Genomic DNA, 21,424 nt, shown 5'->3' on the forward strand with positions numbered 1-21,424 from the left:
AAGGGCAAACAACCATGGCCAGATTCCGCGAAATTTTCGCTTCCTTCACTGACGTTCTGCAGCGCTGGCTGCCGGCGAAGCGTTTCAATCTGTCCGCCGAGGCGCGTGCGCGCCTGCACCCCGGCTCGCTGGCAAACACGATTCGTGAGCAGCGCGCACAATTCCAGCGCGCCTGGCAGGAAGACAAACTGGGGGCGGTATTCAACCCGGGTATTCGCCATCTCAACCGTCTGAGCTATCCGTGGAAATTCGGCCTCATCGGCCTGCTGGCCCTGGCATCCATCGGTTTTTACGTCATCTCGCTGAACGTCTCGATGCGTGGCGAGCTGAATGCGGCGCGTTCCGAGCGGGCGGCTCTGGAGCTGTATGCTCCGGTGGCAGGCGCTTTGCAGAAGGTTCAGGGTTATGTCCTGCTCGGCCACGGGGTCGCCACCAATCCTGAGCTTCGACCGACCTGGCAGGCGCGGGGAGCGGAGGTCGACACGGCCTTCAAGGCGGTTGATGCCCAGCTGGCACGTGATGACGCCTTCGACATGAAAGACAAATGGACCCTGCTCAAAGCCGCCTGGCAAAAGCTGCGCGCGGCCGAAGCAGGTCTCAGTCCGGAGCAGATCAAGACCGAGTTGCCCGGGTTCGGCCGCCAGACGCTGGATTTCATCGGCGATCTGGGCGAGGCCTCCGGTCTGGTCAGTGACAAGGGGCATGACAGCAATTACCTGGCCGACAGCCTGATCCGCAAGATTCCGCAGGCAGCCGACCGGCTCGCAGCGCTCAACAACAATGCCATTTACATTCTTGGTTCGCGCGACATGGGTGCCGAGTGGATCCGCATGAGCGCCCTGACCAGCAATGCCGGGCGGGGCCGCGACGATCTGCACGAAGCTCTGCGACGCGCAGGCGTAGCCAACGCGGCTTTGCTGCCGGTCGTACAGAAGGTGGACGGCGCCATCAGCGAGATGTACCCCGCACAGCTTGAGATTACCGACCGCGAGATCGTCAAGGGCAGTTTCGCCATGTCCGGCGTCGAGTTTGCTGAGGTGGCAACCAAGGCGAGCGATGTCCTGTACGCGCAGATTCCGCTGGTCAGCACCGCGCTGGCGGGCTTGCTGGACGCTCGCGTGAGCCGGCTGGATGGTGAGTTCTGGACGGCTTCCCTGCTGGGGGCCGGCATGTTGCTGGTGCTGGGCTATTTTGCAGCGGGCCTGTTTGTGACGATTCTGCATTCCATTGCCGAATTGGGCGAAGGTGCGTGGCGGATTGGCGAAGGTGATCTGAGCAGCCGGATAGCCTATTCGGCGCGTGACGAAATGCTGGCGGTGGCCGAGCAGTTCAACCACATGGCGGCCACTTTTGGCGGAGTGATCCGTCAGGTGCAGGAGACCGCCAGTGAGCTGGTCGGCAACGCCGAAACCCTGTCTTCCTCCGCTGCGCAGGTTGCCAACGGTTCCGAACGGCAGAGCGAAGCGGCCTCCAGCATGGCCGCCGCCGTTGAGGAAATGACAGTGGGCATCGACGAAATTTCGCGCAGTGCCAGTGCGGCAGACGAAGCCTCGACCCGCTCCGGGCAGCTCTCGCAGGAAGGGGGCGAAGTCGTGCAGCGCACGGTGGCCGAGATGGAACAGATAGCAGGTGCCGTAAACGAATCCGCGCGGGTGATCGAGGAGCTGGGGCGCAATTCACGCCAGATTCACTCCATCGTCAAATCGATCAAGGAAATTGCCGACCAGACCAATCTGCTGGCGCTGAATGCTTCGATCGAAGCAGCACGCGCCGGTGATGAAGGGCGTGGTTTCTCCGTCGTGGCCGACGAAGTACGCAAGCTGGCGGATCGCACCACCAAGGCCACTGCCGAGATCGGCGGCATGGTCGGAGCGATTCAGGCCGGCACCACGCGAGCTGTGGCGGCGATGCAGGATGGTGTCAGGCGTGTGCAGGACGGCGTTCAGCTGACCAATCGTTCCGGTGAGGCAATGCAGCGCATCCGTGAAGAGTCCGACCGGGTCGTGCGCTCAGTCAGTGAAATCTCGGCTGCCCTGCGTGAACAGGCCAGTGCCAGCACCGGTATCGCCCGCAGCGTTGAAAACATCGCCCAGATGGCCGAAACCAACAATGCCGTGGTTGCACAGACCAGTCACACCGCGCGCCATCTTGCCAGTCTGGCCCAGCAGCTCGGGCAAGACGTCAAACGTTTCCGTATCTGAGCCAGGAGCCCCGGCATGAACATCCTCTCCTTCCTGCTCGCCCCCGCAGTGCTGCTGCTCAAGCGACTGCGCTATCCCGCCCGGTTCGGCCTGATCGGCACTCTGGCGATCATTCCCATCGGCTACTTCATGATCACGCTGGCGGTGCAGATGCGCAGCGATCTGGCTGTTGCCGCGCGCGAGCAAAGTGGCCTGGAGCTCTATTCGACAGTCATCGCCGCCGTGCAGCGCACCCAGCATTTCGTGGGTCTGGCGCAGGGGGCAACAGGTGTGGATGTATTCAAGGGCAGCGCCCAGATTGCGGAAAAGGAAGTCGATGCTGCCATGCAGGAAGTGACTTCCCAGGTGGAGGACATGCCCGAGCTGGCGTTGACCAAGCCCTGGCAGGAGGTTCGTGCGCAGTGGGATGCGTACCGGAAGAAGTCTGCCAGCTTTGATCGCGCCAGCATGACCACCGAGCATCAGGCCCTGATGGCGAGCCTGCTCGGTTTCCTGCGCGAAGTGGCGGATGTATCCGGTTTGTCGCGTGACCCGGATGTGCGCGGCGCCTATCTGGCCGAGGCGGTAGTGCGCAGTCTGCCCGAGATGGCTGACCAGATTGGCCAGCTCAATGCCACCGGCATCGTTGTTCTGGGCGTGCCCGGCTTTGCCAAGGAGTGGCGGCGCATGAACGCAATGCTCGACACCTTGCAGGGCAAGCGCGATGAGCTTGACGATGCCTTGCTGCGAGCCGGCCGTGAAAGCGGTGCGGGTGCCATGGAACGGGCGACCAAGCGGGTGGGTGAAAGCACCGACAAATTCATCGAGTTGACAAAGAAGAACATTCTCGCCGGTAGCCGGGACATGCCTGCCCAAGCCTGGGCGGAAGCGGGAAACAAGGCATTGGGTGAGTTTTACCGTGTGGCGGATGAGGAGATTGTCGACGAGCTGCGCAGCGTCGTGGGCTGGCGCAGTTTCTCGCTGTCTTTGCGTTTCTGGGGCATGAACCTGCTGGCATTGGGTATGGTTCTGCTGCTGGCTTATGCGGCGGTCAGCATGTTCCTGTCGTTGAGGCAATCGGCCGAAGAGCTGGGCGAGGGTACGCGCCGGGTGAGCGCCGGAGATCTCTCGCACCGGATTGTCTTCTCTGCCCAGGATGAGCTGAAGACGGTAGCGGATCGATTCAACAGCATGATCGAATCGCTGGAGGGGGTGATCCGGCAGGTTGAAGGCGCGGCCGCTGATCTCAATGTCGCGGCTGGCGAACTCAGTCAGTCGGCCGGCACGGTGTCGCTGGAGTCCGGCAAACAGAGCGAGGCCTCGGCCGGCATGGCCTCCACCATGCAGCAGATGACGGCGAGCATCAATGAAATCGCGCACTTTGCAGGTGATGCGGAGCAGATGGCCAGCCAGTCCGGCAGGGTTTCTGCTGAAGGTGAACAGCTGACCAGCCAGACCGAGCAGGAAATCGAGCGGATCTCCGAGGCCGTGCAGCAATCTTCGATCGTGATCGAAGAGCTGGTGTCGAATTCGGCACGCATCAGCGCCATCGTCACCACCATCAAGGAAATTGCCGAGCAGACCAACCTGCTGGCCCTGAATGCGGCCATCGAGGCTGCGCGGGCGGGTGAAACCGGTCGTGGCTTTGCGGTCGTGGCCGATGAAGTACGCAAGCTGGCCGAACGGACCTCGCGCGCAACACTGGAAATCACCGGCATGATCCAGGCGATCCAGCAGGGCACCGAACAGGCTGTGGGGTCGATGCAGCGCGGTGTCGAGCGCGTCGGTGAAGGCGTGGGACTGACCCGTGCAGCAGGGGAATCGATGCGCAAGATTCGCGCCTCTTCGGCCGAGGTGGTCGGGCTGGTCAGCGACATTTCATCCGCCTTGCGCGAGCAGAGTTCGACCAGCAACGAGATTGCCGGCAACATCGAACGGGTGGCACAGATGGCCGAAGACAACAATGAGGCGGCCCGCCAGACGCTGCAGACAACCCAGGCGCTGGAGGCTCTGGCCTCACGCCTGTCCGGACAGATCCGCCTGTTGCGCGGCGGCCGGACTTAATCCACAGCAGGAGGCAACATGAGCGGTTTGCAGGAATTCATGTGGCGCAGCAACATCAAGTGGCCCGAACTGGTTGCTACGGCCGAAGGCGTGATCCAGCGCTGGAACACGGTGACCCAGTTCGTGACGCAGACCGACAAGCGCGAGCATATCTGGACCGTGCGCCACAGCAGCGTGGCCCTGCCCTTCCTCGTGTTCAACGAGGATTCCATGCGCGGATCGGTGCCCCGCATCGGCAATCCGATGCCCTTCCTGCTTCTGCTGGGCATCTGTATCAGCCGGCCTGGTGCACTGAATATCTCTTTCGCCAACGGACAGAAAATTGACCCGACGAAATTTGATCTGGCCGACCTGACCGACCTGTTGCCGCACGCCACTCACGCCGCCCATCGCAAGCTGGCAGCACTCGCAATCCAGCCGCCAGCACCCCACGTCACGGTGTAAAGCCATGAACCGCCTTGCTCAGGAAAGCTCGCCTTACCTGTTGCAACACGCCACCAACCCGGTCGACTGGTGGCCCTGGTGTGACGAGGCATTCGAACTGGCGCAGCGGCAGGAGCGCCCCATCCTGCTCTCCATCGGCTATTCCAGCTGCCACTGGTGCCATGTCATGGCCCACGAATCGTTTGCGGATGCCGCGATTGCCGAGCAGATGAATCGCCATTTCGTGTGCATCAAGGTCGATCGGGAAGAGCATCCCGATCTGGACCAGATTTACCAGACGGCACATCAGTTGCTGACACATCAGGGCGGAGGCTGGCCGCTCACGATATTTCTCACCCCTGAGGCGGCGCCTTTCTACAGCGGCACCTACTTTCCACCGCTGGCTCGCGCCGGCCTGCCGGCTTTTCCTGACGTGCTGCAGCACGTGACGGACGCCTGGCAGCATCGGCGCCCGGCGATTCTGGCCCGCACCCCGGATGTGCTGGCGTCATTGCAACAGGCGCTGCAGCCGGTGGCGAAGCCTCCGGGCAAACTGGAGCGTCGGCCAGTGCGGCACAGCATTGGCCGCCTGCTCGAACAATTCGATCCGCGCCATGGCGGGTTTGGTGCGGCGCCCAAATTCCCGCATCCCACCGAATTGCAGTTGCTGCTCTATGTGGCCACGCTGCAGGACGATGACAATGCCCGGCATGCCGCCCTGCACAGCCTGCGCAAGATGGCGGAAGGCGGCGTGTACGATCAGCTGGGAGGTGGATTCTTCCGCTACAGCGTCGATGAGCGTTGGGAAATTCCGCATTTCGAGAAAATGCTGACCGACAATGCCTTGCTGCTGTGGCTATATAGCGAAGCTTTCAGCCTGAGTGGCGAGGAGCTGTTTCGCCGCACGGTGAGCAGCCTGATTGATTGGGCCGGGCGCGAACTGCGCACCCCTGAGGGCTTGTTTTACAGCGCGCTGGATGCCGACAGTGGTGGTACCGAAGGCGCGTTCTATCTGTGGGACAAAAACGAGATAAGCCGTCTCATCGATGGCGAGCGCCTGGCACTGACAAGCGCCCATTTCGGTCTCGACAACAGGCCCAATCATGACGGCCGCCACTGGCATCTGCACGTCTGGCGCCCGCTGGAGGAAGTTGCCGGCACGCTGGCCATACCCCCGGCAACCGCGCGCCAGCATATCGATGCTGCCTGCGCCCGCCTGCTCGCTCAGCGCGACACCCGGCCGCACCCCGGCTGCGACGACAAACTGCTGTGCGGCGCAAATGCCCTGATGATTCGCGCCCTGGTGCGAGCAGCCAGTGTTTTCGAACGGCCCGAGTGGCTTGCCGGCGCGCAGCATGCCATGCATGCCTTGCGTGCCCGATTTGAAATCGACGGGCGCCTGCATGCCGTCAGTCAGCATGATCAGGCGCGTCTCGATGCGGGCCTGGATGACCACGCCTGGCTGCTTGAGGCCAGTCTGGAACTGTTGCAGGCTGATTTCAGCCTGGACGAACTGCAGCATGCGCGCTGGCTTGCTGATCAGATTCTTGAGCATTTTGAAGATCGCGAACGGGGCGGCTTCTTTGTCACTCGCCATGACCATGCGCCGCTGATCGCTCGTGCCCGCACCGGGCATGACCATGCGACCCCCAGCGGCAATGGAGTGGCTGCGCGCAGCCTGATCCGGCTGGGCCATCTTGTCAGCGAACCGCGCTACCTGCATGCCGCAGAACAATGCCTGCAGGCGTTTCGTGGTGATTTCGACCAGCATGTCGGCCCCAGCCTGTTGCTGGCGCTTGAGGAATGGCTGGCGCCCCCCACGCTGGTCATCCTGCGTGGTGTTTCCGCCGGACTGCGAGCCTGGCAGACGCGCCTGCGCATGCGCTGCGAACCGCAGCTCATGGTGCTGTGCATCCCTGTCGGCATGAGCGGTCTGCCGATCTGTCTGGACAAACCCGCCAGCGCGGACATTACCGCCTGGGTCTGCCGTGGCGGCACTTGCCTGCCCCCGGTCGCCAGTTATGACGAACTCCTGACCCTGCTGCGGCCGGAGCCTGATTACATGGTGCCGGTGCTTATGCCCGAGCAGTAGCCGGGTGTGTGCCGTGGAGGCGGTTCAATGCCTGGCTTCCGCCGCGGATTCACATCCTGCGGCAGCCGGAGGCCACCTTCGGGTGGCCTTTTTCATGTGCCTGTAGAGCCGCGCCCCGCTTGCGTCTCCATGATGCAGGCTGGAAACGCAAGCGGGGCGCGGCTCTTCAAGGGGGTCAGCCTTCCTGCCCGTCCACCCGCGGGTGCCACAGCATCGGCGCGTATTTCCACAGGTAGAGCGCAAAGCACAGCGACCACAGCGTGGCTGACAAGTGCAGGCCCGGCATGTAGGCCGCCGGCCACAACACCGCAGGCAGCACGCGTGCCAGCAGGGCTGCCTGCAGCAGCACGTAGCAGCTCGTCTCGATGCGCCCGGCCTTGAGTAGCCGGCCGGTGTGGCCCAGGGCGGTGCGGGTGATCATGCCGAGGATCAGACCGGCGATCGTGCCGACAGTCAGCACATGCACCGCCACATTGCTGCCCACCCAGCCGGCTGCGCTGGCTGCCAGCACCAGCAAGGCAATGATCAGCCAGCCATGCGACACATGCAGGATCCACAGCAGCGGTGTACGCAGGGTGGCGAACGGACGCCAGCCCTGGCAGCGCACCGCTTGCGCCAGGGCGGCGAGCAGCGTCAGCGGGCCGAGCACGCTGGCCGGCGCTTCGACTACCCAGGCCAGCAGGCCGAGGATTGTGGCCGTGATCGCCACCCGATCCACCCAGACATTCCGCCAGGGAACGGTCTTGAGGGCATTGGCGGTGAAGCTCGGCACGATGCGCCCGGCAATCACGGTGCACAGGGTTGCGATCAGGGCGATGGCCAGATGCGGGCCGAGCAGGGGTGAAACGGCGAGCCAGCCGTGTGCGCCGGCATGGCTCAGGGCGTTGGCAAGAGTCAGCAGAGCCAGGATCAGCAGCACGAAATAGTTGCGCCGGCTGCCGGCACGGATCAGCACCTGCGCCACGAGTATCCCGACGACGGGCAGGAAGGCCAGATCCACCACAGCCGCCAGCCAGGGTGGCGTGGTCAGCAGGGCGATACGACCTGCCAGCCAGAGCAAGACCAGCGCTGCCAGCGATTTGCCGGTAGGCGTGGGCAAGCCGGTCCAGTTTTTCGCGGCGGTGAACACAAAGCCGACGATCACCGCACAGGCAAAGCCAAAGATCATTTCATGTCCGTGCCACAGCAGTGCCGGCATGGCCGGTTGCAAGCCGATGGCGCCGGCCAGCAGCAGCACCCACAGTGGCACCAGCAGCACTGCCAGCCCGGCGGCGAGCAGGTAGAAGGGGCGAAAACCCAGTGCAAACAGGGCAAAGCCGCGAGGTGGCGCGACAGGTTTGCGGCGTGGTTCAGAAAGCGGGATGACGGCCATGAGGGCTCCGGAGAAATCTGGGGGAATGCTGCATTGTTTCAAGCTCATTGAGGCAGACGCCTTACTTCACGTCAATTTCCGCGCTGCGTACCGGTTCAGGGTCTGTCCGGCTCCACGCAAGCAGTCCGGCATTCCTGTCGGTGCGCCGAGCGAGGATCGCAAGAACATCCTCTGACCTTCCCTCCACAAAGGATGGCTGGAGAGACGCTCGATGACAAGCAAAAGACCGGAAAGAGCTTCTTACGGAGTTCTTACGAGCGTGCGCGAGACTTTAATGGTTCGGGGCAACTATCTGTTTGCATGTGCGAAAACCATCATGGCAGGCAGTCCGTCAGGGGGCGGCGGACCGAGCGGAACGCCCCGAGCGCGGGAGCGTACACATTTCAGCTTCGCAATTGCGAAGCCGCCACGCAGGCGATCAAACAACAGGGAACAGGACCACAGTTCCACAGGGGAAATCATGAAAAAACAGTCGTGCAATAGTCAAGCTGGGCAATTCAGTCTGAAGCTCATTCCGGTCGCCGTGGCGCTGGCGCTGGCGCCGCAAGCATTTGCCCAGCAACAGTGGACGCCGACCATCGAGCCCATTGCCAAGCACAGCAACAAACGCAGCTCCGGCAGCATCAATGCGGCCATTCCCTTGCAACAGGATACAAGCAGCCTGCTGTTTGCCGATATCAAGGGCAGTATCAGCCACCCTCGCGACCATCAGGATGGCGAGAGCGATGGCAATGAATTCAATCTTGGTCTGGCTTATCGCAAGCTCGTCGCTGAAGGTCAGTGGGCCGTTGGTGGTTACGGCGCCTGGGACCGTCGTCGCAGTTTTCTTGGCAATTATTTCAATCAGATCACGCTCGGTGTTGAGGCCCGCAACAGCTGGATGGACTGGCGCCTGAATTACTACCAGCCGATTACCGGCAAGAAGGAAATCGGTCTGGGTGATCTGAATCACTTCTCCGGCAATAACATCTACCGGAATGGTGTGTACGAAGAGGCCTTGCGTGGCGCCGATCTGGAGTTAGGTTTTGATCTGCCGCTGTTCCAGAGCCTCGAAACCCGTATCTATACCGCCGCTTACACCTTCAAAGGTGACGTTTCCGGCCCGGCGGCCAATGGCTGGCGCGGACGCCTGGAGGCGCGCCTGAACAAGCGCTTCACCCTGGGCCTGGGTACTCAGCATGACAAGAAATCCGGCACCACCAATTTTCTCAGCCTCAGCTACGCATTCGGTGGTGGTTATTCGGGCGACGGCAAGCGGTCACTTCGCGAGCGCATGATCGAGCCTTGGGTTCGTGATGACGACATTGTTCTGGCGGCGGCTGAATCCGGCAGAGAGAAGGATGCAAAGCAGACCTCGGATCAGGCCATCCACATTGACAACTCGAAGGCCACCAACGGTGACGGCAGCTACGAGAACCCGTACAACAGCGTTGCCAATTGTGAAGCTGCCAAGTGCTTTGCGGCGAACGGTGACGGTAGTGGCAGCTACAACATGATCCGCCTGTGGCAGGGCAATTCGGCAATGGGCATGATGGTTGGGCCGGGTAGCCTGCAGACTGCGGTCTATGCAGGCCCGGACGCTGCCTATACCGGCATGACCCTGCTGGACGGGCAGACCCTGTGGGGCGAGGGCTACAACATCTATACCAACGTGGCTACGCCGGCCAAGGCGCCCGTGATTAGTGGCTGGAATGGCAATGGCAATGGTGTGACCCTGGCCAGCAATGGCAGCCGCGGCAACACTGTGGCGGGCGTAAAGATCAATGCGCCGGTCAATGGCATCTACGGCTCGAATACCTGGGGTATGGTCAACATCATCGGCAACCAGATTGATTCTGTCCGTCCCGGCATCAATCTGAGCTCCGATACTGGCGGCTATGCGGGCTATGCGGGCATAGCTGCCGTGCCTGCGGTTTCTGCAGAAACCCCGGTGAGTCGCAGCCAGATCATCAACATCCGTGACAATACGATCACCACAAAATATGGTCATGGCATCCGTGTCGTCGGTAACTCCACCAGAACCAGCGCCAGCCTGAGCCAGAGTATTACGATCGAGGGTAATACGGTCGGGGCCGGTCTTTCCGGCAGCAGCAAAAAGGCGGGCCTCACCGGCAAGTCAATACTGAGTCCGGCTGGCAATGGAGGGTATGGCGGTAACGCCGTGAGTATCTCGACCAGCGCATACTATGGCGGTCCGATCAGCCAAAGTGTGGTGATCCGCAACAATACCCTGAGTGCTGTGGCCGGTAATGGCATCAATCTGACCAATTACGGTGACAGCACCGCGACACAGACCATCAGTATTACCGGCAATACCATCACTGTCCGCGACAATAGCACTGTCACCAGTCTGGATTCGGGTCCTGGCGCGAGCCGTGGCGTCGGGATTTCCCTGAACAACTTTGCCTATGATGCGGATGTCACCCAGACCGCCCAGATCAGTGGCAATATCATCGACGCCAGCAAGGTGGCTATTTACGCGACCAACGAATCAGCTTACGGTGGCAAGGCCATGCAGAGCCTCACGATCCGCGACAACTCTCTGACGGCAGGCCTGGGTGGCATCGCGCTGGGCAATGGCAGTTCCCGCAAACGTGCTGTCGCTACAACGGCTGATGTGGTCAAGGCCATGCCGGCCAGCGCCCCTCCTATCGCCTCGACCAGCGAAGTCCAGACGGCGGAGATCTCTGGCAATACCCTCCGCGGGGGCTCCGTTGGCGTGGCGGTCTATAACATGGCGGCAACGCCTGGTGCCCAAAGTGTGACCATCAGCAATCTGACCTACACCACCCCGGTCAGCAATGCTGTTGTGGCCATGCGTTGCACCCAGGCCAGCGGTTCCCAGACGGTAACGCTGGACAGCGGTGTGACGCTCAACGGCAATCCTAAAACCGGTACTGTTGCCAACGGCTGCGTGAATTAAGTCATCCGCGTGCAGCAAAAAGCCCGGCTGTGTGCCGGGCTTTTTGTGTCAATCTTGCCTTTCAAGACCTGCTCCTGCGTTGAGGAACCCGCATGCTCCCTCCAGAACCCGCTCCCGTCGTCACTGTCGAGCAGCTCATCGCGCAATGTCTTGCCCAGTATGAGTCTGCAGACAGGGCTGGCGCATTGACACGCTTGCAGGCAATGACCACAGCGTACCCGGATCACCCCGGCGTGTGGGAGGCGCTGGCGCGTGTGCTGCGCCATGCTGGGTGCCGCGAAGAGGCCGTCGTGGCGCTGCGTCAATGGGTTGTATCCGCGCCGGATAGCCACGATGCCCACACTGATCTGGCCGGCCTGCTGCATGAACTGGGTAACAAGGTGGATGTTGAATACCACGCCCGCCGCGCGCTGGCGCTGAACCCGCTGAACGCTCAGGCGCATAATTTGCTCGGCATGCTGGCGCTGGACGACTTGCGTGCTGAGGAGGCCGAGTTCCACTTCCGCCAGCTTCTGCTGCTGCATGAGCCGCTCGCCCCGCTGTGCGCCAACCTGGCCACTGCCCTGCAGCGTCAGGGCAAGCTGGACGAAGCGGCGGCGATCTTCAGCCAGATGCTGGAACTCGACCCGGCCAATGTAGACGGCTGCATCAGCTGGGCACGCATGGAAGAAGCACGCCGCAATTTCTCCCGTGCCTGGGAGCTGCTGGCGCACGCCGAACGTATCGCCCCGCTACGTCCGAACGTGGTAATTGCCCGCGCGGTGTTGTTGCGTCGCGAGAAGCAGCCCGAAGCAGCGCTCGCCGTACTGGATACGCTGGGCAAGTCGTCTGCACGACTCATGCCTGATTACCTGCGCGAACGTGGTGAGGTCCTCGATCGGCTGGGGCGCTACCCGGAAGCCTTTGCCGCCTATAGCCAGGCCAAGGCCCTGATTCACGCCAATCGGCCGGGCTATGATGCCGCTGCCCAGCAGCAGCTCGCCGTACGACTCAAGCAGGTATTCACGCGCCACCGCATGGCGCCAGTGCTGCTCAATCTGCCCGCGGTGCAAACCACCGGCACGGCTGCCCAGCCCCTTTTCATCATCGGTTTTCCGCGCTCCGGTACGACCCTGACCGAACAGATCCTCGCCTCGCACCCGCAGATCTCGGCCGGTGACGAGCTGGATTTCATCCACCGCCTGAGCCTGCTCGGCAGCCACCTGTGCGCTAGCCCTCAGCCTTATCCTGAGTGCATGCTGGATCTGGCTCGCCCCGGCAACGGCGCGGCGATTGAAACATTCCGCCATTACTACCTGTGCAATGCGCAGCTGGCAGGCGTGATCGAGCCTGGCCGCGACCTGTTCACCGACAAGATGCCACTCAACGAGGTGAATCTCGGGTTGATTTACCTAGCCTTTCCGCAGGCCCCCATCGTCCACCTGCTGCGTCATCCACTGGACGTGGTGCTGTCCACCTTTTTCACCGATCTGAGCCACGGCGGCCACTGCGGCGACGAGCTGGTGAGCGCCGCGCAGCATTACGCACTGGCCTTTGACCTGATCCAGCACTATCGCCGCGAGCTGGACCTGAACTACCTCGCCGTACGCTACGAAGATCTGGTCACCGACCCGGAGCCCCATGTGCGCCGCCTGCTCGATTTCATCGGCAAGCCTTTTGATGCGCGCTGCCTGGCCTTCCACGAAAACACCCGTACCGCCCGCACCGCCAGCTACGCTCAGGTCAGCGAGAAGCTGTACACCCGCTCCCGTTACCGTTACCGCAACTACCTGCCGCAGCTCGAAGCGGTGCTTCCCATCCTGCGGCCGGCTATCGAGCAGCTCGGTTACGAGGTCTGAGATGCTGGCCAGTGAATACCTTGTCGAAGCCGTCTACGGGCAGGTTTCTCTGGCACTTGCCGACGCGTTATGTGCGTTCTGGCTGGCCAACGGGGCGATCAGCGATTCCGCCGAAGCGCTTCGCCGCGCTTCCGAAGTGGTGATCGTGGCACGCACGCCAGCGGGCGAAATCGTTGGCGTGAATTCCGTTTACCCCGGTCGTTTCAGTGATTCCGCGCAGAACTATCATTTCTACCGCCTGTTCATCCGTAGCAGTGACCGTGTGCGCGGCCTCGGCTCGCGCATGACGCGTGCCGCTGCGGATTGCCTGCGCCAGCGTCAGGACGGCATGGCCGGAATGGCGTTGATTACCGAGAACCCCAAGCTCATGGAGCGTGGCGGTCAGCGCCTGCTGCAGCGTCTGGGCTGGGAATACGCCGGGCGTGGTCTGCTGGGGCGCGACGTATGGAAGATTGATTTTCATGCCCTGCCGGAGACCCGCACGCAGCCTTGATCTGCAGGCATGCATTGTGTGAGGGCGCATCCGGCAATGATGAACGGGCAGGCCTGCTGAAGACGCCCGCCACATGCGGCTCTTCACAAAGCTCATGATTCGGTAAAGAAGCGTAACGGTTTGTAAGTGTCGTCCTCGCCGGAACGGCTGCCACGTTAATGGGAGTGGAGGCCCTGTTTTGAGGAGATTTGCATGAACCCCCTGATCCGCCCTGTTGTCGCCCTGAGCATCCTGCTGGCCCTGCCGCTGGCTCAGGCTGCCGATTTTGACGATTACGCCCGCGTGCTCAGTGTCGAACCACGCATGCAGCAGTTCAACGAACCGCGTGAGGAATGCCGCACCGAATATCGGCGCATTGAAAGCCGCGAGGGTGGGCCGAATGCCGGCACCCTGATCGGCGGCGTGGCCGGTGCCATCCTCGGTCATCAGGTTGGCCGTGGTGGTGGCCGCGATGTTGCAACTGTGGCCGGCGCAATCACCGGGGCGGTCGTGGGCAGCGAGCTGGGCAGCCGCGAGCGCACTGCATCCGAGCGCCCGGAACGTGTCTGCCGCGTGGTGGATAACTGGGTGAGCCGCCCGGATGGCTATGACGTGCGTTACGAGTATCAGGGCCGCGAATACAGCACCGTGCTGTCCCGCGATCCGGGCCGGCGCATGCGTCTGCACGTGAGTCTGACGCCCGACGAGTGATGGTCCGGCCGGAAATGCAAACGGCCTGCCGCATGCGGCAGGCCGTTGCGCGTCGGGCAGGGCGGATCAGGCTTTCTTGACCCAGGCCGAGCACCAGCCCTTGCTGGCGACCAGACGGTTGCCCAGCGCCGCACAGGTGCCTTCGGCGGGCGTCTTGGTCTTGTAGAAGTTGCAGTTCGCGCAATTGCTGCCTTTGACGAACTGTTTGAACTTGGCGGTATCCACCTTGGCGGCGTCTTCCTTGTAGCCGAGTGCGGTGGCGGTCGGGTCGTTCTCGGGCACCTTGGCCTGCGCAGCGGCTTCGCGCATGACACCCAGGCCCAGAGCCAGTGCGGGGGCGGCAATCAGAATGGAACGGCGGCGGCTATCCATGAGTTTCTCCTGTGGGGTTTGTGGTTTGACAGCCCCTGAAGCATCGGCTGTGCAGCGGTGCGCGTCAAGTCAGGATCTTGCCCGCCGCCTTTTCGCCCCACCAGGCGGCCTCTTCAAACACCGACAGACCGGACAGGTCGGCATGGGCAAACAGGATGCGCCGGTCTGCCGCGCACAAGGCGGCAATGCCCGGCCGGGCGAGGAATCCTGGTGCGGGCGTGGCCATGGCATGGCCGCGCACGGTGATGGCGACCTGCTGTACCTGTCGCGCAAAGCCGTTGCCATAGGCGGCGTGCAGATCGCTGCTGGCGAGTGCCAGCAGTTCGGCCGGCGGGGCATTCACCAGCCAGGCCCGCAGCGCCTGCGGCGGCAGGTGGTCAAGCGCACGATAAGCCGTGAATACGGTCTGTGCCGGCCGGGCCTGACGAATCCACTGGTGGGTGGCGACCACCCAGCCCAAGCCCTCACCGCCATATACCACGTTGTCCCAGGCCAGCGGCTGGTGCGGATCGGCCTCTTGCGGGAAACGGTTCAGCAGGAAATTGCTGACCAGCCAGCTCGCGCTGGCGGGCAGATCGCGCGCCTTGTCGAAGCCGAAGTCGGCAAGATTGGCCACCGCATGCGCGGCCACATGCAGCGGCATCGCCACGATTACCCGTTTGGCGTGCAGGGTAAAAGCTTCATTCCTGGCCGCGTCGAAGCACAGCACGTCCACGCCCTGCTTGTGCTCGCTGACCTGCAGGGCCATGCCGTCGATCCAGCGTGCAGCTCCGATGCGCGAGCGCAAGCCCTGCGCCAGGGGTTGCAGGCCATCCGGCCAGGTCAGCACGGCGCCGTCTTCCGCATTCGCGGCATGCCCACCGCGGCTGGCAAAGTAATGCAGACCGGCCCAGGCCGACACCTGTTCGATGCCCGCGCCGTAATCATCGCGGCAACAGTAATCGGCATACCAGCGCAGCGGCGGCGCCGTGAAACCCTGACGGTTCAGCCAGGCCACAAAGGTTTCGGTGGCCAGCGCGGTGAACACCGGGTCTGCCGAAGACAGTGCCAGCGGAATGACGAAGGCACGCCGGCCATCCTGGCCACGTGCCTCGCGCAGGCGGGCGATCTCGCCGAAGAAGCGCCGGATCTGCGCCTGATCGTCGGCACCCAGGCCGTGTTGCGGCACGATGCCGTCCTGCCACGCGGCGTTGATGAACAGGCGCTCGTCCGGGGCGTGTACCAGCGCGCGTTCGGCGTACTCGGGTCGCAAGGCAAAGGGGTCACCGTGCAGCACACCGAATTCCGCCAGCATCTCGCGCACATGCGTCGATTCCATCGATGGCAGCGGCAGATAATGCGCGCCGGTGGGACACGGGACGCCTCCCAGCACGCTGCCGGCGGTGTTGCCCAGCGGCTCCGGCCCGCCGAGCAGGCAGAAATCGCGGTAGCCCGCCTGGGCCAGCCGCCAGCCTGCAAACAGCCCGGCCACGCCGCTGCCCAGAATCGCCACGTCAACGGAGCGTTGCCGCGTCGGATTGGGCGTCGGCAGGCGGTCGCGCAGGCGGTGGCCCAACTCCATGCCCGGCATGTGCACGCTCACCGGAGGTGCCTGCCAGGGCAGGCGCTCGCTGCAGCCGGCAAGGCTGGTCGCAGCAGCGAGTTTCAGGAAGTCACGGCGCTTCATCGCTCGGGAGTTGGAAGTCGTGAGTCGGGAGTGGGATGCCCGGAGAGCCGCGCGCACAGCGCTTCTTCGAGAAGGCATGCCAGAGACGAAACAGGAGCGCGGTTCTTCAGGCGGATAGCCTGAAAACCCTTGCCGGAAGCGGGTTTCCGGTCGCTGGCCGGCCGACTCCCCCGCCTCACCGGATCACCCGATGCCAGTCTTCCTCGAAGTAGCGCACCAGGGCCTGGCTGTTGAGGCGATTGGGCTCGACTTCGATGCGCTGCATGTCCGCCGGGAAGCGGAACATGTCGCGCGTGGCGGTGCCGTCCAGCCAGCGCATCGGCAGGGCGTAATGCGTGGGCGGCTGGTAGCGGCCGGTGCGATCCGCAATCACGAAGCCCCATTCGCCGAAGGAGGGCACGTAAGCGTGATACGGATAGGTCTTGAAACCTGCCGCTTCCAGCGTGGTGACCACACACCAGTAGGCATGCGGGGCGAAATAGGGCGAGGTGGATTGCACCACCATCAGGCCGTTTTCGGCCAGATGCTCGCGCACCAGCCGGTAGAACGGCTCGGAGTACAGTTTGCCAAGGCCGTAACTGTTCGGGTCCGGCAAGTCGATGATGATTGCATCGAAGGCCGTGCCCGCCGTTTCCAGCCACTGGCCGGCGTCGGCATTGATGATGTGCACCCGGTGGTCCTTGAAGGCATTCCGGTTCAGTGCCGTCAGCGGCGCGGCGCTGGAGAACAGGCGGGTCATCGCCGGGTCCAGATCGACCAGGGTGACTTCTTCCACGCTCGGGTATTTCAGGATCTCGCGGATCGCCAGCCCGTCGCCGCCACCCAGCACCAGCACGCGTTTCACGCCCGGCAGTGCGGCCAGTACCGGATGCACCAGCGCCTCGTGATAGCGATGCTCGTCGCGGCTCGAGAATTGCAGGTTGCCATTGATGTACAGGCGCAGGTCGTCCTTCCACTTGGTCACCACCAGGCGCTGATAAGGCGTGGTCTCGGCGTGCACAATCTCGTCGCCGAAGACACCGCGTTCGCTCCATTGCGTGATGCGTTCGGATGCCGCAAAACCACCGACCAGCAGCACCAGCACGATGCTTGCGCGCAGGGTCAGTGCGCGGCGCTGGCGGATCTCGCTGCGAAAGACACGAATGGCCAGCAAAGCCACGCCGGCATTGGCGATGCCGAACAGGAACGCCGTGCGCGCCAGCCCCAGATGCGGCGCCAGCACGATGGGAAAGAGCAGCGACACGAACAGCGCGCCCAGGTAATCGAAGGTCAGCACCCGGCTGACGATCTCGCTGAACCCGGTCTTGCGCTCATTCAGCAGGCGCATCACCAGCGGGATCTCCATGCCCACCAGCACGCCCAGCGCGAACACCAGTGCATACAGCACGCTGCGGAAGGGGCCGGCCATCCACGCGAAAATCACGAACAGCACGGTGGCCGAAGCGCCACCGATCAGGCCGACGAGCAGCTCGATGTCGATGAAGCGGGCCAGCAGGTCTTCATCCTTCACGTACTTCGACAGATGCGAACCTACTCCCATGGCAAACAGATAGCAGCCGATGATCGACGAGAACTGCAGCACCGAGTCGCCGAGCAGATAGCTTGCCAGCGCGCCGGCCACCAGTTCGTAGGCCAGGCCGCAGGAGGCGACGATGAAAACCGAGAGGATCAGCAGGCGGTCTGGCCGCCGGGTGCTCGAAGGGGATGACATGCTGGCATCGTGAATGCGGAGCGTGGCATTATGCAGGCAAGCCGCAATCCACGGGTCTATTGAAATTGCTCAAACTCATCAAATACGCGCTTTTGCTTGCTGCGATCCTGCTTTGCTATAAAGGCTTGGAGATTTACGGCACAATCAGCAGCGGCAAGATCATGCTCAATGAATGTCATGCTGATACAAAGCTGACCGAAGCGCGCAAGCGCGGAGGCTCCAAGGAAGACGTGGAGCATCTTTACCGAGAAGTTTTTACGTGCGTGAAGGAAAGGCAGAATTTCATTCAAGCTTATTTCTTCAAGGTCACTGACAAAATGATTCATCCAGAATTTTCCGAAAAGCGATAAGACTCACAGGAGCCCCGGCATGAGCATTGACATGATTTATGGTTACGTTCTCCACCTGCTGACCGGCCTGGCGCTGGTTGGCGTCTTCGTCGTCATTTACCTGTGGCTCACCCCGTTCGACGAGATTGCGCTCATCTGCAAAGGCTGTGTGGCACCGGCGCTGTCTTTCGGCGGCACCCTGATCGGCTTCTCCTGGACAGTCGCTTCCGGCATCCTGCATGTGCCGGGCTATCTGGCCTTTCTCGCCTGGGCCGCCGCCGCCATGGTCGTGCAGCTTGTCGCCTTCCTGATTCTGGAACGCACCTTGCCCAACATGAAAGAAGCACTTGAATCCAATAACGTGGCGATGGGCGCCCTGCTCGGTTCGATCTCGCTGGCGATTGGCCTGATCAATGGTGCGTGTCTGTCGTAGAAACCGCAGAAATGGTTCTGGCGGCTTCGCTGTTCCGACCTGAAATGAGCCCTCTGAGCATTCGCAAGCTCGCCGAAGCCGATCTTGCCGCCCTGCTCGCCCTCTATCGCGAGCTGCATCCGGGCGATGCGCCTTTGCCGGAAGCCGCGCAGGTGGCCGATGTCTGGCGCACGATTCTCGCCGATCCGCGCCAGCATTGCCTCGGCGGATTCCTGGATGAAAGGCTGGTGTGCAGCTGCACGCTGGTGATCATTCCGAACCTTACACGCGGCGGTCGGCCGTACGCCCTGATCGAAAACGTCGTGACCACCGCCGCACATCGCGGCCGGGGCTACGGACGGGCAATCCTCGCGCACGCCTGCAACATCGCATGGCAACATGACTGCTACAAAGTCATGCTGCAGACCGGTCGCAAGGATGACGCGACCCTCGCTTTCTACGAATCAGCCGGCTTCGACCGGACCACCAAACAGGCGTTTTACGCCGCTGCTCCGACCTGAAAGGAACCATCATGGGCCTGACCGATTTCATCAAGAAACAGTTTATCGACATCCTGCAGTGGAACGAGGATCAGGACGGCGTGCTCGCCTGGCGCTTCCCGATGCAGGACATGGAAATCCAGAACGGCGCCAGCCTCACCGTGCGCGAATCGCAGATGGCCGTGTTCGTCAATGAAGGCAAGGTCGCCGACGTGTTCGGCCCCGGCATGTACAAGCTCACCACCCAGACCCTGCCGGTACTCACCTACCTGAAGAACTGGGACAAGCTTTTCGAGTCGCCCTTCAAGAGCGACCTCTACTTCTTCTCTACGCGCCTGCAGATCGGCCGCAAGTGGGGCACCCAGCAGCCGGTGACGATCCGCGACAAGGATTTCGGCATGGTGCGTCTGCGCGCCTTCGGCATCTATTCCTACAAGATGGCCGATCCGAAGAAGTTCTTCGCTGAACTCTCCGGCACGCGGGAAACCTATACCGTCGACGACGTCGAGCAGCAACTGCGCAACCTTGTCGTCGCCAACATGACCGGCTTGTTCGGCTCCAGCGAGCTGCCCTTCCTCGACATGGCCGCCAACCAGATGCTGCTCTCCGAAAAGCTCAAGGAAAGCATGCTGCCGGTCTTCGACAAGTACGGTCTCGCGCTCGACAACTTCGCGGTCGAAAACGTCTCCCTGCCCGAAGAGTTGCAGAAGGCCATCGACACCCGGATCTCGATGGGCATGATGGGCGACATGGGCAAGTTCACCCAGTATCAGATGGCCAACGCCATCCCGCTCGCCGCGCAGAACGAAGGCGGGCTGGCCGGCATGGGTGCCGGCGTCGGCGTGGGTCTCGGCATGGGCCAGATGATGGCTGGCACCATGGCGCAAACCATGGCTGGCGTGGCCCAGCCTGCTGCTGCAGCCCCCGCCGCTCCGGCAGCCGAAGACCCCACTGCCAAGCTCGCCAAGCTGAAGGTCATGCTTGATCAGAACCTGATTACGCAGGCCGATTACGACACGGCGAAGGCTGAAGTGCTGAAGAAGATGCTGGGCTGAAACCGGATGGTTCCCATGCTCCGCGTGGGAACCTGAATTGCGACGCTCTGCGTCGAAGGGGGCGCTGGAGCGTCCCGGCAGCAGTCCCACACAGAGCATGGGAACAATCAAACTTAATTTTTCGGGGCGGACAAGTTAGAGGGGCGCGGCTCGAATACATCAAGGCCCGGATGAATCAGGAACGTACCCACGCGCTTGCGTGGGGGTGGTCAAAATCTCATTACTCGATACAACGCTTGGCAGGAAACGTGAATGAAAAAAACGGCAGTATTCACCATGGTGTACAACGAATCATTGTTTCTGCCGATCTGGTTGCAGCACTATGGGAGTATCTTTGGCCTTGAAAACTGTTTCGTGCTTGATGATGGCTCCAACGATGGTTCCACAGGAGACCGTCGCATACGCAATCTCATCAGCAAGAAACGCAGTGAATTTGACGAAGATGATCGCGCCCGTCTGATCAGCAGCCTGCACACCGAGCTGCTTGCGGATTACGAGCAGGTCATTTACACCGACACCGACGAACTGATCGCGGTCGATCCCGCGCTAGGCGTTGATCTTGCTGCGTACCTCGCTACGCAGGACGCCACCCATTTCACGCCTGTCGGTTTTGATGTGATCCACAGGGCGGCTACAGAGCCGGATCTGGTCCTGACCGGCAAGCTGTTCGAGCAGCGCAGCTACTTGCGTTTCAGAAAAGACTATTGCAAGACTCTCATCTCGCGAATTCCCTTGCGCTGGTCCGTAGGCTTTCACTACGCCAGTCTGCCGCCGAATTATGATCGCAACCTCTATCTGTTTCATTTGCGGGCCGTTGATCGCGAGTCTTCACGCCAACGCATCGCAGTCTTGAATCAGGTCCGGTTTTCTGAGAACTCGCGGAGAAAGTCGCATGGCGCACACTTTCTGTGGAGTGAGTCAGACTATCTGGATCACCTGTACGGAACTTCCGACGCGGTATTTGCGGAGGCCCTGCAGACCGACCCGATGGAGTTGTTTAGCGAGGAAAATCCGTGTGACTCTGCGCAACTGGTCAGGATTCCGCAGCGTTTCGAGCAGTCTATCCAGTTGTCGCCCCTGCAGACAGAGTCGGCCGGCAGTGATACAAGACCAAGGGAAGCACACACGGCGCTGTTTGAACGCGCCCTACGCCGGGCAATAGCAAGCGCGCCAGAGCGCAAGCGCAATGATCCTTGCCCTTGTGGTTCTGGCAAGAAATTCAAACATTGTCACGGGGCTCTGGCGTAAAACTCCTGATCGAAGGCCGGACTTGAATCAGTCCGAATTAGCCTGAAAGGCTTTTC

General features: G+C 62.0%; 17 protein-coding genes. 12 read left to right on the forward strand and 5 right to left on the reverse strand.

The annotated features are described in order from the left end of the window. Nucleotides 1–14: 14 nt before the first annotated feature. From Q9Q94_RS05370 to Q9Q94_RS05385, 4 genes are read left to right on the forward strand one after another with little or no spacing between them, the layout of a single operon-like run. Nucleotides 15–2,201 carry a methyl-accepting chemotaxis protein gene (locus Q9Q94_RS05370; protein ID WP_305978991.1) on the forward strand — a complete coding sequence of 729 codons (2,187 nt, stop codon included), beginning with the start codon at nt 15–17 and terminating at the stop codon, nt 2,199–2,201. 15 nt (nt 2,202–2,216) lie between these two features. Then, entirely contained in the window at nt 2,217–4,244 is a 2,028-nt protein-coding gene (locus tag Q9Q94_RS05375; RefSeq protein WP_305978992.1) for a methyl-accepting chemotaxis protein, read from the forward strand. Between the two features lie 18 nt (nt 4,245–4,262). Continuing rightward, nucleotides 4,263–4,688: a hypothetical protein gene (locus Q9Q94_RS05380; RefSeq protein ID WP_305978993.1), complete on the forward strand. Its 426-nt coding sequence runs from the start codon at nt 4,263–4,265 to the stop codon at nt 4,686–4,688. A 4-nt stretch (nt 4,689–4,692) separates the two neighbouring features. Further along, nucleotides 4,693–6,759: a thioredoxin domain-containing protein gene (locus tag Q9Q94_RS05385; protein WP_305978994.1), complete on the forward strand. Its 2,067-nt coding sequence runs from the start codon at nt 4,693–4,695 to the stop codon at nt 6,757–6,759. Nucleotides 6,760–6,934: 175 nt separating this feature from the next. Here the strand turns inward: Q9Q94_RS05385 and Q9Q94_RS05390 are convergent, their stop codons facing one another. Further along, nucleotides 6,935–8,131 (reverse strand): NnrS family protein, encoded by a 1,197-nt coding sequence (locus Q9Q94_RS05390; protein WP_305978995.1) that lies wholly within the window; start codon nt 8,129–8,131, stop codon nt 6,935–6,937. Between the two features lie 460 nt (nt 8,132–8,591). On the opposite strand from Q9Q94_RS05390, the gene Q9Q94_RS05395 reads away from it, so the two are divergent. The 4 genes from Q9Q94_RS05395 (at nt 8,592) to Q9Q94_RS05410 (ending at nt 14,075) form a co-directional block, all read left to right on the forward strand. Beyond that, nucleotides 8,592–11,054, forward strand: a complete 2,463-nt coding sequence (locus Q9Q94_RS05395; RefSeq protein WP_305978996.1) for an inverse autotransporter beta domain-containing protein — start codon at nt 8,592–8,594, stop codon at nt 11,052–11,054. Between the two features lie 92 nt (nt 11,055–11,146). After that, entirely contained in the window at nt 11,147–12,892 is a 1,746-nt protein-coding gene (locus tag Q9Q94_RS05400; RefSeq protein WP_305978997.1) for a sulfotransferase, read from the forward strand. 1 nt (nt 12,893) lies between these two features. Further along, nucleotides 12,894–13,385, forward strand: a complete 492-nt coding sequence (locus Q9Q94_RS05405; RefSeq protein ID WP_305978998.1) for a GNAT family N-acetyltransferase — start codon at nt 12,894–12,896, stop codon at nt 13,383–13,385. 192 nt (nt 13,386–13,577) lie between these two features. After that, complete coding sequence (locus tag Q9Q94_RS05410) at nt 13,578–14,075, forward strand: glycine zipper 2TM domain-containing protein (RefSeq protein ID WP_305978999.1); 498 nt, start codon at nt 13,578–13,580, stop codon at nt 14,073–14,075. A gap of 66 nt (nt 14,076–14,141) precedes the next feature. Here Q9Q94_RS05410 and Q9Q94_RS05415 read toward each other — a convergent pair whose 3' ends face one another. The 4 genes from Q9Q94_RS05415 to Q9Q94_RS05430 form a co-directional block, all read right to left on the reverse strand. Next, complete coding sequence (locus tag Q9Q94_RS05415; RefSeq protein ID WP_305979000.1) at nt 14,142–14,447, reverse strand: high-potential iron-sulfur protein; 306 nt, start codon at nt 14,445–14,447, stop codon at nt 14,142–14,144. A 64-nt stretch (nt 14,448–14,511) separates the two neighbouring features. Next, complete coding sequence (locus tag Q9Q94_RS05420) at nt 14,512–16,113, reverse strand: NAD(P)/FAD-dependent oxidoreductase (protein ID WP_305979001.1); 1,602 nt, start codon at nt 16,111–16,113, stop codon at nt 14,512–14,514. Between the two features lie 175 nt (nt 16,114–16,288). Next, nucleotides 16,289–17,824 carry a polyamine aminopropyltransferase gene (locus Q9Q94_RS05425; RefSeq protein WP_305979002.1) on the reverse strand — a complete coding sequence of 512 codons (1,536 nt, stop codon included), beginning with the start codon at nt 17,822–17,824 and terminating at the stop codon, nt 16,289–16,291. A 56-nt stretch (nt 17,825–17,880) separates the two neighbouring features. Next, complete coding sequence (locus tag Q9Q94_RS05430) at nt 17,881–18,150, reverse strand: hypothetical protein (RefSeq protein WP_305979003.1); 270 nt, start codon at nt 18,148–18,150, stop codon at nt 17,881–17,883. Between the two features lie 43 nt (nt 18,151–18,193). Between Q9Q94_RS05430 and Q9Q94_RS05435 the strand changes: the two genes are divergently transcribed. From Q9Q94_RS05435 to Q9Q94_RS05450, 4 genes are all read left to right on the forward strand, one after another. Next, complete coding sequence (locus Q9Q94_RS05435) at nt 18,194–18,586, forward strand: DUF350 domain-containing protein (RefSeq protein ID WP_305979004.1); 393 nt, start codon at nt 18,194–18,196, stop codon at nt 18,584–18,586. Further along, on the forward strand, nt 18,574–19,086 hold the full coding sequence (locus Q9Q94_RS05440) for a GNAT family N-acetyltransferase (protein WP_305979005.1): 513 nt from the start codon (nt 18,574–18,576) through the stop codon (nt 19,084–19,086). Before Q9Q94_RS05435 ends, Q9Q94_RS05440 begins: the two co-directional genes overlap by 13 nt. Nucleotides 19,087–19,097: 11 nt before the next feature. Continuing rightward, nucleotides 19,098–20,120 carry an SPFH domain-containing protein gene (locus Q9Q94_RS05445; RefSeq protein ID WP_305979006.1) on the forward strand — a complete coding sequence of 341 codons (1,023 nt, stop codon included), beginning with the start codon at nt 19,098–19,100 and terminating at the stop codon, nt 20,118–20,120. A gap of 252 nt (nt 20,121–20,372) precedes the next feature. Further along, on the forward strand, nt 20,373–21,368 hold the full coding sequence (locus Q9Q94_RS05450) for an SEC-C metal-binding domain-containing protein (RefSeq protein ID WP_305979007.1): 996 nt from the start codon (nt 20,373–20,375) through the stop codon (nt 21,366–21,368). Nucleotides 21,369–21,424 lie beyond the last annotated feature (56 nt).

It is taken from the genome of Uliginosibacterium sp. 31-16 (assembly GCF_030730865.1).
GTDB lineage: Bacteria > Pseudomonadota > Gammaproteobacteria > Burkholderiales > Rhodocyclaceae > Uliginosibacterium.